Origin of the sequence: Propioniciclava coleopterorum (genome assembly GCF_011393335.1) — a bacterium.
Classification (GTDB): Bacteria; Actinomycetota; Actinomycetes; order Propionibacteriales; family Propionibacteriaceae; genus Propioniciclava; species Propioniciclava coleopterorum.
In genome coordinates, this window is sequence record NZ_CP049865.1 from 2534328 (window position 1) to 2549448 (window position 15121).

Annotated in this window: 17 protein-coding genes and 3 pseudogenes; 12 read left to right on the forward strand and 8 right to left on the reverse strand. The window is 70.3% G+C overall.

Features of this window, described 5'->3' with window-relative positions; genetic code table 11:
• Positions 1–129 precede the first annotated feature (129 nt).
• Entirely contained in the window at positions 130–1560 is a 1431-nt protein-coding gene (glnA, locus tag G7070_RS12060; RefSeq protein WP_166233948.1) for a type I glutamate--ammonia ligase, read from the reverse strand.
• 113 nt (positions 1561–1673) lie between these two features.
• Here glnA and G7070_RS12065 point away from each other — a divergent pair, with 113 nt between their 5' ends.
• From G7070_RS12065 to G7070_RS19600, 12 genes and pseudogenes are all read left to right on the forward strand, one after another.
• Positions 1674–2093, forward strand: a complete 420-nt coding sequence (locus G7070_RS12065) for an RDD family protein (protein ID WP_166233949.1) — start codon at positions 1674–1676, stop codon at positions 2091–2093.
• Between the two features lie 190 nt (positions 2094–2283).
• On the forward strand, positions 2284–4107 hold the full coding sequence (locus G7070_RS12070; RefSeq protein WP_206079762.1) for an ABC transporter family substrate-binding protein: 1824 nt from the start codon (positions 2284–2286) through the stop codon (positions 4105–4107).
• 184 nt (positions 4108–4291) lie between these two features.
• The gene (locus G7070_RS17905; protein ID WP_206079763.1) at positions 4292–5188 is read left to right on the forward strand and encodes an ABC transporter permease family protein; all 897 of its coding nucleotides are present in this window, start codon (positions 4292–4294) and stop codon (positions 5186–5188) included.
• A complete protein-coding gene (locus tag G7070_RS17910) occupies positions 5185–5766 on the forward strand; it encodes an ABC transporter permease (RefSeq protein WP_206079764.1) in 582 nt (193 codons plus the stop codon). Before G7070_RS17905 ends, G7070_RS17910 begins: the two co-directional genes overlap by 4 nt.
• Positions 5763–7019 (forward strand): ABC transporter permease, encoded by a 1257-nt coding sequence (locus tag G7070_RS12080; protein WP_166233951.1) that lies wholly within the window; start codon positions 5763–5765, stop codon positions 7017–7019. Before G7070_RS17910 ends, G7070_RS12080 begins: the two co-directional genes overlap by 4 nt.
• Positions 7016–8011 carry an ATP-binding cassette domain-containing protein gene (locus G7070_RS17915; RefSeq protein ID WP_246227064.1) on the forward strand — a complete coding sequence of 332 codons (996 nt, stop codon included), beginning with the start codon at positions 7016–7018 and terminating at the stop codon, positions 8009–8011. Before G7070_RS12080 ends, G7070_RS17915 begins: the two co-directional genes overlap by 4 nt.
• A pseudogene (locus G7070_RS18820) lies at positions 8011–8465 on the forward strand (ATP-binding cassette domain-containing protein); the annotation flags it as partial. The gene G7070_RS17915 and the pseudogene G7070_RS18820, both read left to right, overlap by 1 nt.
• Positions 8466–8657: 192 nt before the next feature.
• Positions 8658–8831 carry an ABC transporter ATP-binding protein gene (locus G7070_RS18825; protein WP_246227959.1) on the forward strand — a complete coding sequence of 58 codons (174 nt, stop codon included), beginning with the start codon at positions 8658–8660 and terminating at the stop codon, positions 8829–8831.
• Between the two features lie 64 nt (positions 8832–8895).
• Positions 8896–9371: pseudogene (locus G7070_RS18830) on the forward strand (MogA/MoaB family molybdenum cofactor biosynthesis protein).
• Entirely contained in the window at positions 9371–9823 is a 453-nt protein-coding gene (locus tag G7070_RS12095; RefSeq protein ID WP_166233952.1) for a molybdenum cofactor biosynthesis protein MoaE, read from the forward strand. Before G7070_RS18830 ends, G7070_RS12095 begins: the two are co-directional and overlap by 1 nt.
• A gap of 109 nt (positions 9824–9932) precedes the next feature.
• Positions 9933–10610, forward strand: coding sequence for a GTP 3',8-cyclase MoaA (locus G7070_RS12100; protein WP_348981460.1), 678 nt, complete (start codon positions 9933–9935; stop codon positions 10608–10610).
• Positions 10607–10846: a GTP 3',8-cyclase MoaA family protein gene (locus G7070_RS19600; RefSeq protein ID WP_348981461.1), complete on the forward strand. Its 240-nt coding sequence runs from the start codon at positions 10607–10609 to the stop codon at positions 10844–10846. The genes G7070_RS12100 and G7070_RS19600 overlap by 4 nt, the downstream gene beginning before the upstream one ends.
• 238 nt (positions 10847–11084) lie before the next feature.
• On the opposite strand, the gene G7070_RS12105 is transcribed toward G7070_RS19600, so the two are convergent.
• The 7 genes and pseudogenes from G7070_RS12105 to G7070_RS12130 all read right to left on the reverse strand — a co-directional run bounded on the left by G7070_RS12105 (position 11085) and on the right by G7070_RS12130 (position 15073).
• Entirely contained in the window at positions 11085–11393 is a 309-nt protein-coding gene (locus tag G7070_RS12105) for a DUF6457 domain-containing protein (protein ID WP_431977949.1), read from the reverse strand.
• A 277-nt stretch (positions 11394–11670) separates the two neighbouring features.
• Positions 11671–11946, reverse strand: a complete 276-nt coding sequence (gene mobA, locus G7070_RS12110; protein WP_166233954.1) for a molybdenum cofactor guanylyltransferase — start codon at positions 11944–11946, stop codon at positions 11671–11673.
• A gap of 3 nt (positions 11947–11949) precedes the next feature.
• On the reverse strand, positions 11950–12420 hold the full coding sequence (moaC, locus tag G7070_RS12115) for a cyclic pyranopterin monophosphate synthase MoaC (protein WP_166235241.1): 471 nt from the start codon (positions 12418–12420) through the stop codon (positions 11950–11952).
• Between the two features lie 64 nt (positions 12421–12484).
• Positions 12485–12811: pseudogene (locus G7070_RS19945) on the reverse strand (gephyrin-like molybdotransferase Glp); the annotation flags it as partial.
• Entirely contained in the window at positions 12718–13644 is a 927-nt protein-coding gene (locus G7070_RS12120; RefSeq protein WP_206079767.1) for a molybdopterin molybdotransferase MoeA, read from the reverse strand. The pseudogene G7070_RS19945 and the gene G7070_RS12120, both read right to left, overlap by 94 nt.
• A complete protein-coding gene (locus tag G7070_RS12125) occupies positions 13644–14786 on the reverse strand; it encodes a ThiF family adenylyltransferase (protein WP_166233955.1) in 1143 nt (380 codons plus the stop codon). Before G7070_RS12125 ends, G7070_RS12120 begins: the two co-directional genes overlap by 1 nt.
• Before the next feature lie 26 nt (positions 14787–14812).
• Complete coding sequence (locus G7070_RS12130) at positions 14813–15073, reverse strand: DUF6457 domain-containing protein (protein WP_166233956.1); 261 nt, start codon at positions 15071–15073, stop codon at positions 14813–14815.
• Between the last annotated feature and the right edge of the window lie 48 nt (positions 15074–15121).

A 15121-nucleotide genomic window follows, 5' to 3' on the forward strand; every position in this document is an offset into this window, starting at 1 on the left:
GACGCTGTGGGCGGCCCCTGCGCCTCGGTGAACGACGAGCCCGCACGGGCGGCGAGCGCCTGCGGCGTTCGCGTCCCGTGCGGGCCGTGTGCGGTCAGGGGCGACGAACCCGCCGGCCGGAGGAATCGGTCACAGGTCGAAGTACATCTCGAACTCGTGCGGGTGCGGGCGCAGCCGCAGGGCGTCGATGTCCTCGCGCTTGAGGTCGACCCACGCCTCGATCAGGTCGGGGGTGAACACGTCCCCGGCGAGCAGGAAGTCGTGGTCGGCCTCCAGGGCGTCCAGGGCCTCGCCCAGCGACGCGGGGACCTGGGCGATCTCCGCGTGCTCGTCGGGCGGGAGCTCGTAGAGATCCTTGTCGATCGGGGCGGGTGGCTCGATCTTGTTCTGGATGCCGTCCAGTCCGGCCAGCAGCATGGCGGCGAAGGCCAGGTACGGGTTGGCCGACGGGTCGGGGCAGCGGAACTCCATGCGCTTGGCCTTGGGGGAGGGGCCGGTCAGCGGGATCCGGATGCAGGCGGAGCGGTTACGCTGGCTGTAGACCAGGTTCACCGGGGCCTCGAAGCCGGGGACGAGCCGGTGGTAGGAGTTCGCGGTCGGGTTCGTGAACGCGAGCAGCGCCGGGGCGTGGTGCAGGATGCCGCCGATGTACCAGCGCGCCAGGTCGGACAGGCCCGCGTAGCCGGCCTCGTCGGCGAACAGCGGGTCGCCGTCCTTCCAGATGGACTGGTGCACGTGCATGCCCGAACCGTTGTCGCCGAAGATGGGCTTGGGCATGAAGGTCGCGGTCTTGCCGGCCTCCCAGGCGGTGTTCTTGACGACGTACTTGTACTTCATGACGTTGTCCGCGGCGCGCAGCAGCGTGTCGAACTTGGTGGCGATCTCGCCCTGGCCGGCGGTGCCGACCTCGTGGTGGGCGCGCTCGATGATCAGGCCGACGTCCTGCAGGTGGCGCACCATGTCGTCGCGCAGGTCGCCGAAGTGGTCCACCGGGGCGACGGGGAAGTAGCCGCCCTTGTACTTCACCTTGTAGCCGCGGTTGGCGTGCCCGTCGATGTCGGTCTCGGCGCCGGAGGCCCAAGCGCCCGCGTCGGACTCGATGAAGTAGTAGGAGGCATTCGCCTTCGTTTCGAAACGCACGGAATCGAAGACGTAGAACTCGGCCTCGGGGCCCATGAACGCGGTATCGCCGATTCCGGTTGACTTCAGGTATTCCTCGGCCTTCCGCGCGATATTGCGCGGGTCGCGGCTGTAGGGCTCCTTGGTGATCGGATCGTGCACGAACCAGTTCATGTTCAGCGTCCTGCTCTTGCGGAACGGATCCATGTACGCGGAGGTGGGATCGGGCAGCAGCGCCATGTCCGACTCGTGGATCTTCTGGAACCCGCGGATCGAGCTGCCGTCGAAGCTCAGGCCCTCCTCGATGATGTCGGCGGTCAGGAACTTCGCCGGGATGGTGAAGTGCTGCATCACGCCGGGCAGGTCGCAGAAGCGGACGTCGATCGTCTCGATGTCGTTGTCGGCGATGTAGGCGAGGAGGTCGTCGGCGCCTTGGAACATGGGTCCTCCGAGTTGGTAGGTGTCTGACGTCCATCGACGCTACTCAGCCAGGATCACCGGCCAGTGTCGCCCGTGTTTCGGCGGTGTTACAGCACCCCGGTACGCTTCCGGACGTGACGCAGGCACTCGATCATCCCGGCCACAGCCTCGGCCTGCCCGAGTCCGGACGCGGGGCGCTGGCCCCCTGGCGGGCCCGGGTGAGCGCTCTGGTGATCGACTGGGGGGCCAGCATGGCCGTCGCGGTCGGCGCCTTCGGCGGCGGCGTCTTCGAGGCCAACACGTGGCGCTCGTTCATGATCCTGGCGGTGTTCTTCGTCCAGAAGGCGCTGCTGACGGCCTTCACGGGCAGCAGCTTCGGCCAGTTGATCACGGGCGTCGGCATCCGCCGGACCGACGGGTCGCCGGTCGGCCTGTGGCGGGCCGTCGTGCGGTCGGCCATGGTCTGCCTGGTGCTGCCGGCGGTCGTCGTCGGACCCGACCGCAGGGGCCTGGACGACCTCGCCCTGGGCACGGTCGTCGTGAACCGCCGCTGATCACTTTTCACTTAGCCACTTGGGGATTCGTCACGCTTGGGTAACGAATGGGAATCGGTTTGTACCACTCCTTGCCCAGCCCGCTTTCGGGATGTGTACGGTTCAGGCACGACTCCCAGCTACCCGTTTTCGGGCAGGTGGTCAGCCTAGAGAGTCCCGCAGGGGGTTCTCCCGCACTCTTGGAGGAACATTGAGCAAGCGCAAGCTTCTCGCCGCAGCAGGCATCGTCCTGTCCAGCGCGCTGGCCCTGTCGGCCTGCACGCCGCCGACGCCGCAGGCGACGACCACCGCGAACACCGCGCCCAAGTCCATCAACGTCGCGTGGAACCAGGCGTTCTACAGCTACAACAACAACACCGACTACGGCAACGCCACGGCGAACGCCAACGTCATCTACATGGCCAACGACAACATCGCCTACTACGACAAGGATCTGAAGCTCGCTCAGAACCCGTCGTTCGGCAAGATGGAGAAGATCAGCGACAGCCCGCTGAAGGTCAAGGTCACCTTCGCCGACACCGCTTCGTGGTCCGACGGCACCCCCGTCGACGCCTCCGACGCGCTGCTGATGTGGGGCAGCCTGTCCGGCCACTTCAACACGAAGGAAGACGTCGAGCAGGACGACGAGGGCAACGTCGGCGCCAACGAGGGCAGCGACGTGTTCTTCAACGGTTCCTCGCCGGGCTACGGTCTGATCACCGACTTCCCGGAGATCTCCGACGACAACAAGTCCATCACCTACACCTGGTCGAAGCCGTACGTCGACTGGGAGATCCTGATGGCGACCCCGACCGGCGTCCCGGCCCACATCGTCGCCAAGCGCGCCCTGGGCACCGCTGACGCCGCCGCGTCCAAGAAGGCCTTCGTCGAGGCGTTCAAGAACAAGGACAACGCCGCGCTGTCGAAGATCTCCAACGTCTTCAACAACGACTTCAACTTCAAGTCGATGCCGGCCGACAAGGAACTCCTCGTCGGTTCGGGTCCGTACACCATCACGGACCTGAAGGAGGAGCAGTACACCACGCTCGAGAAGAACCCGAACTACAAGGGTTCGCACAAGCCGTCGATCGACAAGGTGACCATCCGCATCACCCCGGATCCGCAGGCCTCGGTGCAGGCGCTGCAGAACGGTGAGATCCTCGTCACCCAGCCGCAGTCGACCGCCGACATCCTCAAGCAGCTCCAGGGCATGCAGAACGTGTCGGTCCTGACGCAGAACGGCGGCACCTACGAGCACGTCGACACCGTCTTCACCAACGGCGGCCCGTTCGACCCGGCCAAGTACGGCGGCGACGCCGAGAAGGCCAAGAAGGTCCGCCAGGCGTTCCTGCAGACCATCCCGCGCCAGAAGATCATCGACAACATCATCAAGCCGCTGAACCCGACCGCCGAACTGCGGAACTCGTTCACCACGGTTCCCGATGACAAGGCCGCCTACGGCCCGATCACGCAGGCCAACGGCATGGAGGCCACCTACGGCGGCGGCTCGAACACCGACAAGGCCAAGGCTCTCCTGGCCGAGGCCGGCGTCACCAACCCGACCGTGCGCATCATGTACGCCTCGAACAACACCCGTCGTCAGCAGGAGTTCCAGCTGATCAAGGAGGCCGGCGAGGCCGCGGGCTTCAAGATCGAGGACGTCGGCAGCAAGGACTGGGGCCAGCTGCTCAAGCAGCCGAACCAGTACGACGCGTCGCTGTTCGGGTGGCAGTCCACCTCGACCGGTGTCGCCGAGGTTGCTCCGAACTACCTGAGCACCGGCCAGAACAACTACGGCAAGTACAAGAACGATTCGGTGGACGCGCAGCTGAACGAGCTGAACGTCACCACCGACACCGCCAAGCAGCTCGAGATCCTCAAGAGCGTCGAGAAGCAGCTGGTCGACGATGCCTTCGGCATCACCATCTTCCAGTTCCCCGAGGTCACGGGAATCAGCAGCAAGATCCAGAACGTTTCGTCGATCCCGTTGTCGCCGAACTACTACTGGAACTTCTGGGAGTGGAAGGTCTCCTGACCTTTCCGGTCATCACCGCGTAACATCCTCCGGTGGGGCGTCAGCGAGCCTGACGCCCCACCGGCGGGTGACGGGGCCTCTCGGGCCCCCTCGCATGTCCAGCCCCCGTTCCCTGCTCAATCTCGAGGTACCTATGGCCCGCTTCCTAGCCCGACGGCTCGCGCTCGCGCTCGGCATCCTTTTGGTGTTGTCATTCGTCATGTACGGCCTGCTGGAGATCGCGCTCGATCCCCTGGCCGACCTTCGCGAGAACCCCGCCCCCAACCGCGAAGAGCTCATCGCGAACCGTGTCCGGCTCCTCCACCTCGACCTGCCGTGGTTCCAGCGGTACTTCATGTGGCTGGGCAGTTTCATCCAGGGTGACTTCGGCATCGCATGGAAGACCATGCAGCCCGTCGGCTCCCTCGCCGCGAACGCGATCGCCACCTCGGTGCAGCTGATCTTCGCGGCCAGCATCATCTCGGTGATCACCGGCGTCACGATCGGCCTCATCTCGGCCCTGCGCCAGTACACGTCTTTCGACTACGTCATCACCTTCGTGTCGTTCCTGCTCTACTCGCTGCCCGTCTTCTGGGTCGCGGTGCTGTTGAAGCAGTTCTTCGCCATCGGCGTCAACGACTACATCGCCAACCCGACCATCAACTGGCCGGCGGTCATCATCGTCAGCGTCCTGTCGGGCCTGTTCTGGGCCGGGGCGCTGGGCGGACGACGCCGCAAGAAGCTGATCACCTTCGCCGGCGCCTTCATGGTCACCCTCGGCGTCCTGGCAGCGCTGCTGCTGTCGGGCTGGGTGGGCAACCCCTCGATCGGCATCATCGGGATCGCACTGGTCTCGCTGGCCATGGCGGTCGTCGTGACCGCGCTGTTCGCCGGCATGAACAACAAGCGTGCCCTCTACTCGGCCCTCACCGCAGCCGTGGTCGGCACGGTCGCCTGGTGGCCGCTGCAGTTCCTCTTCTTCTACCAGGAGATGAACTGGCTGTGGATGATCGGCCTGCTGGCCCTCGCCATGGTCGTGTGCGCCGGCATCGGCTGGCTGTTCGGGGACCGGACAAGAACGTCTCGATCCGCGGCGCCATGATCGTCGGGCTCGTCACCAGCGTCCTGATCTTCCTGGATCGCGTCCTGCAGACCTGGGGCCAGTACTACAACTCCAGCGAGATCAACGGCCGCCCGATCGCCACGCTGGGCTCCGAGACGCCCGGCCTCAACGCCGACTTCTGGATGAGCCAACTCGACCGCGCCACGCACCTGGTGCTGCCGACCATCGCGCTGGTCCTGATCTCGTTCGCGACCTACACCCGCTACGAGCGCGGCGCGATGCTCGAGGTGATGAACCAGGACTACATCCGCACGGCGCGGGCCAAGGGCCTCTCCGAGCGCGTGGTCATCGTCCGCCACGCCCTGCGCAACGCGCTCATGCCGCTCGCCTCGATCGTCCCGGTCGACTTCATCACCCTCATCGGCGGTGCGGTCATCACCGAGACGATCTTCAGTTGGGCGGGCATGGGCCGACTCTTCATCGACTCCATGAACAACCAGGAAGTCGATCCCGTGATGTTCTACATCATGCTCACCGGCGCGTTGGCGATGATCGCCAACCTGGTCGCCGACTTCCTGTACGCCGTCATCGACCCCAGGATCCGGGTGAACGCATGAGCAACGACAACGAGCGCAACCAGACCCCGGGTCCCGATGAGGAGCGGCATGTGCGCGACCGCTTCGACGAGGCGATCCCCGAGGGGCCGCTGCACGACCGGGAGATCGCCCTGGATCCCGAGGACGCCGGGGAACACGCCGTGAAGGTGGCGTCGGGCGGTGACGCCTTCGGCCGCGGCGAAGGCGTCGGCGAGGGCAAGGAGGTCCAGGGGATGTCCCAGGGCCAGATCGTGTGGAGCCGGTTCATCCGGCACCGCGGCGCGATCTTCGGCCTGATCACCCTCTCGCTGGTCATCCTGCTGTCGGTGATCTCGATGGGGATCGGCCCGATCAACGGCCTGTGGCGCGACCAGGAACTGCGGTCCGGCGACGTCATCAACGGTGGCGCCCCGACGCTGCAGATCCCGGGCATCAACGGGAACACCTTCAGCATCGGCATGTTCCCCTTCGGCCAGGACTCCCTGGGGCGCGACTACTTCGCCCAGGTGATGATGGGCGTCCAGACGTCGCTGTTCGTCGCGTTCGTGCTCGGCGCGGTCGCGCTGATCATCGGCGTCACGATCGGCTCGCTGGCCGGCTACTACCGCGGCTGGGTCGACATGGCGCTCATGCGCATGACCGACCTCGTCATCACGCTGCCCGTCATCGTGCTGGGCGCCGTCCTCGGCTCGCTGATCTCCAAGCTGCCGCTGCGCCTCAACGCGGGTCCCGAGGTCGCGATCTGGCTCCGCGAGAACATGCCGCTGCTGCTGGCCGTGGCGCTCGGCTGCGTCCTGTGGACCGGCCTGGCGCGCCTGGTGCGGTCGGAGTTCCTGACCCTGCGCGAGCGGGAGTTCGTCGACTCGGCCCGCGTCGCCGGCGCCAGCGACTGGCGGATCATCACCAAGCACATGCTGCCCAACGCCGTCGGCGTCATCGTGGTCAACGTCACGTTGATGATGTCCTCGGCGGTCACCCTCGAGGCGGCGCTCTCCTTCGTCGGCTTCGGCATCCAGGCGCCCGCGGTGTCGCTGGGCCGCCTGATCTCGGAGAACCAGGGCGCCTTCTCGACGCGGCCGTGGCTGTTCTGGTGGCCGGGCCTGTTCATCATCCTGATCGCGCTGTCGATCAACTTCATCGGCGACGGCCTCCGCGACGCCTTCGACCCGAGGACCAAGCGGATCCCCTCGGCGCGCGCCATGCGCAAGGCCGAGGCCCAGTTGGCCGAGAAGAAGGCCAGGGTGGCCGCCGACGCTCAGGGAGGGGCCCGATGATCGGCCGCAAGAAGTCCGAGGAAGCCGTGCCGGAGAACACCTCCGCGTTCACGAAGTCGATCAAGCTGAGCCGCGACACCGGCGGCCCGGTCGCCATGGGCGACACGATCCTGACCGTGAAGGACCTGACGGTCCAGTTCTGGGTCGGCGACGAGTGGTTCACCGCGGTGGACAAGCTCTCCTACACGCTGAAGGCCGGCGAGGTGCTGGCGATCGTGGGCGAGTCGGGTTCGGGCAAGACCCAGTCGTCGATGAGCCTGCTGGGCCTGCTGCCGCCCACCGGCCGCGCGACCGGATCGGCCAACCTCAAGGGCACCGAGCTGGTCGGGATGTCGATCCAGGAGCTGCGCGAGATCCGCGGCAACGAGGTCTCGATCATCTTCCAGGAGCCGATGACGGCGCTGAACCCGGTCTACACCGTGGGGTTCCAGATCGTGGAGACCCTGCGCACGCACTACCTGATGAGCCCGACCGTGGCCAAGGAGCGGGCCATCGAGCTGATGACGCTCGTGGAGATCCCCAGCCCCGCGGACAGCTTCGACAAGTTCCCCCACCAGCTCTCGGGCGGCCAGCGGCAGCGCATCATGATCGCCCAGGCGCTCGCGTGCGAGCCGAAGCTCCTGATCGCCGACGAGCCGACCACGGCCCTCGACGTGACGGTGCAGGCAGAGATCCTGAAGCTGATGCGGGACCTGCGCGAGCGGGTCAGCGCCGGCATCATCCTCATCACGCACGACATGGGCGTGGTGGCCGACATGGCGGACCGCATCATCGTCATGAAGGACGGCGTCGTCGTCGAGCACGGCACGAGCCAGGAGATCTTCAAGAACCCGCAGCACCCCTACACCCAGCAACTGCTGGCCGCGGTGCCGCACCTGGCCGAGCACGTGGACGGGGACGAGCTGAGCGGGCCGCCGCAGACCATCATCATGGTCGACGACGTTCCCGTGCCGCTGTCGGAGCCCCGCTCGGACAAGCCCCGGCCCTCCTGATGGACGACGTGGCGATCGTCTACCCCAAGCAGGGACGCCGCCCCGAGTTCCGCGCCGCCGAGCACATCAACCTGCGCATCGACCAGGGCGAGGTGATCGGCCTGGTCGGGGAGTCCGGCTCGGGCAAGACCACGATCGGACGCGCCGCGGTGGCCCTGCTGCCGGTGCGCGAGGGTAAGCTGGTCGTCGCCGGCCACGACATCACCAACGCGTCGATGAACGAGCTCAAGCCGTTCCGCAAGACCGTCGGCATCGTGTTCCAGGACCCGGGCAGCTCGCTCAACCCGCGCCTGCCCGTGGGGAGTCCATCGGCGAGCCGATGCTGCTGCACGAGGGCCTCAAGGGCGCCGAGCTCAGCAAGCGCGTCGAGGCCCTGCTCGACTCGGTGCACCTGCCGCGCGCCATGCGCAACCGCTACCCGCACGAGCTGTCGGGCGGCCAGCGGCAGCGCATCGGCATCGCCCGGGCGCTGGCGCTGAACCCGAAGCTGCTGATCGCCGACGAACCCACCTCGGCGCTCGACGTGTCGGTGCAGGCGCGCGTGCTGGACCTGTTCAAGGACCTGCAGGCCGAGTACGGCTTCGCCTGCCTGTTCATCAGCCACGACCTGGCGGTCGTCGAGCAGGTGTCCAGCCGGATCGCGGTCATGCACCACGGCCATCTCGTCGAGGTCGGGGACACCCTCGACATCGTCACCCGGCCCCAGCACCCCTACACCCAGCGGCTGCTGTCGGCCGTCCCGGTGCCGGACCCCGACGAGCAGCGCAAGCGGCGCGAGCTGCGCGACGCGATCATCGAGGAGCAGCACATCGTCTCCTGACGATCGGCCCCACCCGCGCCCGTGCCGGGTGGGGCTGTCTCCTCCCCGGGGGTAGGCTGGCCGGATGACCGAGCCAGTCCCGCGCGCCCACGTGATAACGGTGTCCGACCGTTGCCACGCCGGCGAGCGCACGGACGCCTCGGGGCCGGCCGCCATCGCCGCGCTCGCCGCGGCGGGGTTCAACACCACGGCCTCGCTCGTCCCGGACGGGCCCGAGCCGGTCGCGGCGGCGATCCGGGAGGCGACCGCCTCCGGCGCCCGGCTGGTGATCACGTCCGGGGCACCGGGCTGGCGCCCCGCGACCTGACGCCCGAGGGCACCCGCACCGTCATCGAGCGGGAGGTGCCCGGGCTCGCCGAACTGCTGCGCAGCACCCCTGGCAAGCCGCATGCCTACCTGAGCCGCGGCGTCGCCGGCACGCTCGGGGACGCGCTGGTGGTGAACCTGCCGGGCAGCCCGAAGGCCGTCGTCGAGGGCCTGGCCATGCTGCTGCCGCTCGTGCCGCACATCCTCGACCAACTCGCAGGAGGAGACCACTGATGCCCGTCATCCACACCGCCGTCACCCGGGAGGTGCTGGACGCCGCCGCGCACGAAGCGCTCGTCACGGACCCGACCGCCGGGGCGGCCGTCTGCTTCACCGGCATGATCCGCGACCACGACCCCGAGGCCGCCGGCGAGGTGACCGGCATCGAGTACACCCATCACCCCGACGCGGACGCGATGCTGGCCGCCATGGTCGCGCGCGTCCTGGGCGACGCCGACCCGCGGGGGGAGGCGCGCGTCGCGGTCTCGCACCGCGTCGGACACCTCGACGTCGGGGAGCTCGCCCTGGTGTGCTGCGTCTCCACCCCGCACCGCGCCGAGGCGTTCGCCCTCTGCTCGGCGATCGTCGAGGTGATCAAGGCAGAACTCCCGATCTGGAAGCGCCAGCTCGAGTCGGACGGCCGGACCGTCTGGTCGGGCCTCGGGCTGGGGGAGGAGCGCCCGTGAGGGAGTTGCCGCTGCTCATGGACGGCCACGGACGCGAGCACCGCGATCTGCGCATCTCGCTGACCGACCACTGCAACCTGCGCTGCACCTACTGCATGCCCGCCGAGGGGTGCCGTGGCTGCCCAAGGCGAACCTGCTCACCCTGGACGAGCTGCTGCGCATCGTGGCGGTCGCGGTGGACGCGGGCGTCACCGAGGTGCGCCTGACAGGCGGGGAGCCGCTGCTGCGTCCCGACATCGTGGCGATCGTCGGCGGCATCGCAGCGTTGGAGGGCCCGCAGGGGCACCCGGAGGTCTCCATGACCACCAACGGCATCGGGCTGCGCACCACCGCGGGCGCGCTCGCCGAGGCGGGCCTGACTCGGGTGAACATCTCCCTCGACACGCTGCGGCCCGACCGGTTCAAGCAGCTGTCCCGCCGGGACCGGTTCGACGACACCCTGGCCGGCATCGCCGCCTCCCAGGCCGCGGGCATGACGCCGCTGAAGCTCAACACGGTGCTGATGCGCGGCATCAACGACGACGAGCCGATCGACCTGCTGCGGTACGCCCTCGACCTGGGCGCCGAGCTGCGCTTCATCGAGCAGATGCCGCTGGACGCCGGCCACACCTGGACCCGCGAGGGGATGATCACCGCCGACGAGATCCAGGCGGCGGTCGAGCGGTCGTTCGACCTCACCCCGCTCCCTGGGCGCGGGGCGGCGCCGGCCGAGCGCTTCGAGGTGCGGCTCAAGGGCAGGACCCGGCCACCGAGCGCCTCGGCACGGTGGGCATCATCGCGTCGGTGACGCGGCCGTTCTGCGGCGACTGCGACCGGATCCGGCTCACCGCCGACGGCCAGCTGCGCAACTGCCTGTTCGCGACCGGTGAGGCGGACCTGCGGACGCCGCTGCGCGCGGGCGCCGACGACGCGGCGCTGCGGGCCCTGATCCACGAGAACCTGGCGGCGAAGCTGCCCGGGCATGGCATCAACGATCCGGGGTTCCTGCAGCCGCGGCGTCCGATGAGCGCGATCGGCGGCTGAGCCGCTCCTAGCCGCCGGCGAACGGCGGCAGCACGTCCACCAGCGAGCCGTCGGCCAGCGGCGCCTCGGGGAGTCGACGTGCGTGCCGTCCACCAGGATGGAGCAGCGCTCCAGGACCCGGGCGAAGTCGGGGCCGTGCGCGGCGACGAGCGCCTGCCGCAGCGCGCCCAGGGTGTCGGCGTCGACGGTCTCGGCGTTGGTGCCGGACGCCTCGGCGGCGGCGGCGAAGTAGCGGACCTTAGCCATGGGGGTTCTCCTCGGGTCGCGGGGCGGTGTCGAGCGCGTCCTGCAGGCGCGCCATGAGAGCGGTCGGGTCGACGTCGGGGTGCTCGCGCAGCGCCAGGCCGGCGATGAAGGACGCCACGGGGGCCATCGGGCGGGCGCCGGAGTGCGCGACGCGGCGCGTCATCCGCAGCACCGCGTGCTCGTCGGCCACCGCGGGATCGGCCCCCACCCGGCGGCACGCGTCCGCCACGAACGCGGACCAGGCGGCGCGCTCGGCCGGATCGTCGGGCTCGGCCTGCGCCGGGTGGCTGCGGATCCACAGCTCGAGCTGCTCGGGGTGTCCAGGTCCTCCACGGAGGCGCCGTCAGGATCCACCGGCAGCAGGGCCAGGTTCGCCATGACGCCGCGGACCGACCGGTTGGCCGGGTCGCCCCACGCGTCGAAGGCGCGCCGGAGCGCGTCGGTGCGGTAGAAGGCGAGCAGGTGCTGCAGTTCGCCGCCCTCGTCGCGCAGCGCCAGGCCGTCGGCCTCCTCGGGCGCGGACGCCAGCGCGCGGCGCAGCGTCGCGACGGCGTCCGGGGCGCCGGGCAGGTCGCAGGCTAGGACGAGCGTCCAGCCCGCGGGGAGGCCACGGCGTCGAGCCCGGCCAGCACCCCGGCGGCCGGTCCCGTGCCGGCGGGCTCCTCGCGGGTCAGCAGGACGCCGGGGGGCACCGCCACGTCGCCGACGACCACGGTGGTCGAAGCGCCGGTCGTCGCGCGGAGCACGATGTCGAGCAGGCGCTCGCCGCCGACGTCGAGGTCGGCCTTGGAGACGTGGCCCATCCGCGAGCCCTGGCCGCCGGCCACCACGACGGCGTCGAAGTCGGTGCCCATGCCTCAGTCCTCTCGGGTCCAGGTGCCGGAGCGGCCGCCCTGTTTGGACAGCAGCTTGATGTCGGTGATGTGGGCGGAACGATCCAGCCCCTTGACCATATCGATCACGGCGAGCGCCGCGACGCTGACCGAGGTCAGCGCCTCCATCTCGACGCCGGTGCGGTCGGCGGTGCGGACGGTGGCGACGATCTCGACGCCGTCGTCGACGATCTCCAGGTCGACGGTGCAGCCGTGGACGCCGATGGTGTGGGCCAGCGGCAGCAGGTCGGGGGTCTTCTTCGCCGCCTGGATGCCGGCGATCCGCGCCACGGCGATGACGTCGCCCTTGGGGACGCCGCCGTCGCGCAGCAGCGCGATCACGTCGGGGGCGACCGCGACCCGGCCGGAGGCGGTCGCCGCGCGCACGGTCGCCTGCTTGGCCGTCACGTCGACCATGCGGGCCGAGCCCGAGGCGTCCAGGTGGGTGAAGGGCATGGTCACGGCAGCCTCCTGACGGTGAGGGCGTCGCCGGGCGACACCTCGGTGACGTCCTCGGGACGGCCGCCAACGCGTCGGCGGCCACCAGCGAGGTGACCATGTGGGACGCCGACCCGCGCCGGTGGGCGGGCCGGACGACCTGGCGGCCCTCGGCGTCCACGTCGAGCTGGACGGGCACGAGTTGGCGGCGGCCCCGCGGCGAGGTCCAGGCCTCGCCGGCGATCGCCGTGGTCCAGCCGCGGTCGGGGCGGTCCAGCAGCCGGTCCAGCGCGGCGGAGACGAACAACTCGTAGCTCACCGACGCCGACAGCGGGTTGCCCGGCAGGCAGACCACGGGGACGCCCCGGCTGCCCCAGCGGGCCCAGCCCTGCGGCTTGCCCGGCTGCATCCGGACGTGGCGGAAGCGTGCCCCGCGCGTTCCAGGACGATGCGGGTGACGTCGGCGTCCCCGACGCTGACGCCGCCGGAGACGACGATCAGGTCGCAGCGGGCCGCGAGCGCTTCCAGCGCCTGGGTGAGCGCGGCGGGAGTGTCCTCGACGGCTCCGGCCACCAGCGGGATCGCGCCGTCGCGGGCGACCGCGGCACCCAGGAAGGTGGCGTTCGACTCGTAGATCTGGCCGCGCCGCAGGGGCTGCCCGGGCGCGACGAGCTCGTCGCCGGTGGCGATGATGCCGACCCACGGCCGCCGGACGCACTCGATCGTGGCAGCGCCGGCCGCCGCGGCGGCGGCGAGGGCGCGCGGACCCAGCACGGTGCCCGCCGGCAGCACCTGGTCGCCGGCGCGGACGTCCTCCCCGGCGCCGCGGATGTGCTGCCCGGGCCGCACCTCGGCGGCGAGCCGGATCCGGTCGGGCCCCAGTTCGACGACCTCCTCGACGGGGATGACGGCGTCCGCGCCCGACGGCACGGGCGCCCCGGTCATGATCCGCACGGCCTCGCCGCGGCCCAGGAGCGGGTCGGCGTCCGACCCGGCGAAGACGTCGCCGACCACCGACAGCTCGACGCCCGGCGAGGCGTCCGCGACGCGCAGCGCGAACCCGTCCATCGCGGAGTTGGCGAACGCCGGCACGTGGCCGCGCGCCAGCACCGGCTCGGCGAGGGTGCGTCCGGCGGCCTCGCGCAGCGGCACCGCTTCGGACGCCGCCTCGGGCCGCACGAGCGCCAGCACCTCGGCGAGGTACTCCTCGACCGACAGGACGGGGCGGGTGGTCGCCGCCATCAGTAGCGGGCCTTCTCGGGTTCGACGTCGTCGATCCAGGACAGGATGCCCCCGGCCAGCACGCGGACGCGGGTGAAGCCGGCCGCCTCCAGCGACGCGGCGGCGGCTTCGGCGCGCGGCTGCACCTTGCAGTGGACGACCAGGTCGGCGTCCCGGGGCAGGTCCGGGGCGCCGGACAGCACCTCGCCCAGCGGGATCCGCACCGAGCCGTCGATGGCCGCGATGGCGACCTCGGCGGGCTCCCGGACGTCCAGGACGGTCGGCGGGGACTCCCCGTCGAGCTCCGCGGCGAGGTCGGTCGGCGTGATGAGCGTGAACACGGGTTGCTCCTTGGTCGGTTCCGGTGCGGCGGTGTCGGCGCTGCGGTCGCGCGGACGCAGCGGGATGGCGGTGACGGAGGCGTCCAGGAGGTCGACGAACGCGATCCGGCCCAGCAGGGGCGATCCGACGCCGCAGATCAACTTGACCGCCTCGGCGGCCATCATGGAGCCCACCTGCCCGGTCAGCGCGCCCAGGACGCCGGCGTCGCCGCAGCTGGGCACCGTGCCGGGCGCGGGCGGGCGGGGGAACAGGTCGCGCAGGTCGGTGCCGGCCCACGGCGAGGGCGGGGCGTTCCAGAACACCGAGACCTGCGCCTGCGTCCGGTAGACCGAGGCCCACACGTACGGCAGGCCGAGGCGCGCGCAGGCGTCGTTGACGGCGTAGCGGGTGTCGAAGTTGTCGGTGCCGTCGAGGACGAGGTCGGCGCCGGCGAACAGCTCGGCCGCGTTGTCCAGCGTCAGCCGGGTGCGGTGCGTGGTGATCGCGACGCCGGGGTTCAGGGCGGCGACGGCCTCGCGCGCGGTGTCGACCTTCGGCCGTCCGACGGAGGCGTCGGGGTGGATGACCTGGCGTTGCAGGTTGGTCACGTCCACCATGTCGTCGTCGATGATCGTGACCGCCCCGATGCCGGCGGCGGCGAGGTAGAGCAGGGCGGGGGAGCCCAGCCCTCCGGCGCCCAGCACGGCGACGTGGGCGTTGCGGAGCCGGCGCTGGCCGGCCTCGCCGACGGCCGGGACGAGCAGGTGGCGCGCGTAGCGGTGGGTCTCCTCGCGGCTCAGCGGAGGCCCTGGTTCGACGAGGGGGGGCAGGGCGACGGACATGGCTTCAGCCTACCGGGGGGCCCGGCTCAGGACTCGGCGTCGGCGGGCGCCGCGCCCGCGTCCACGGCCGCCGCGGCCACGGCGTCGCGGGCCTGCTCGGTGCCGCCTCCCAGGCCCCAGATGTGGGTGGCCACGGGCGCCATCGGCCGGGTGAAGTCGCGGGCCACCTGGCCCGACAGGTCGTGGATGGCCGCCATGTCGACCGCGCCCGGGTCGACCTCGACCGCCGCGCACACGTGGTCGATCCAGGGCTGCCAGTCGGCGGGGTTCAGGGGGGCTCGGCTCACCCCATCCACCCTAGCGATCATCCGATTCCTCGGTGGCGCTCCCCGGCG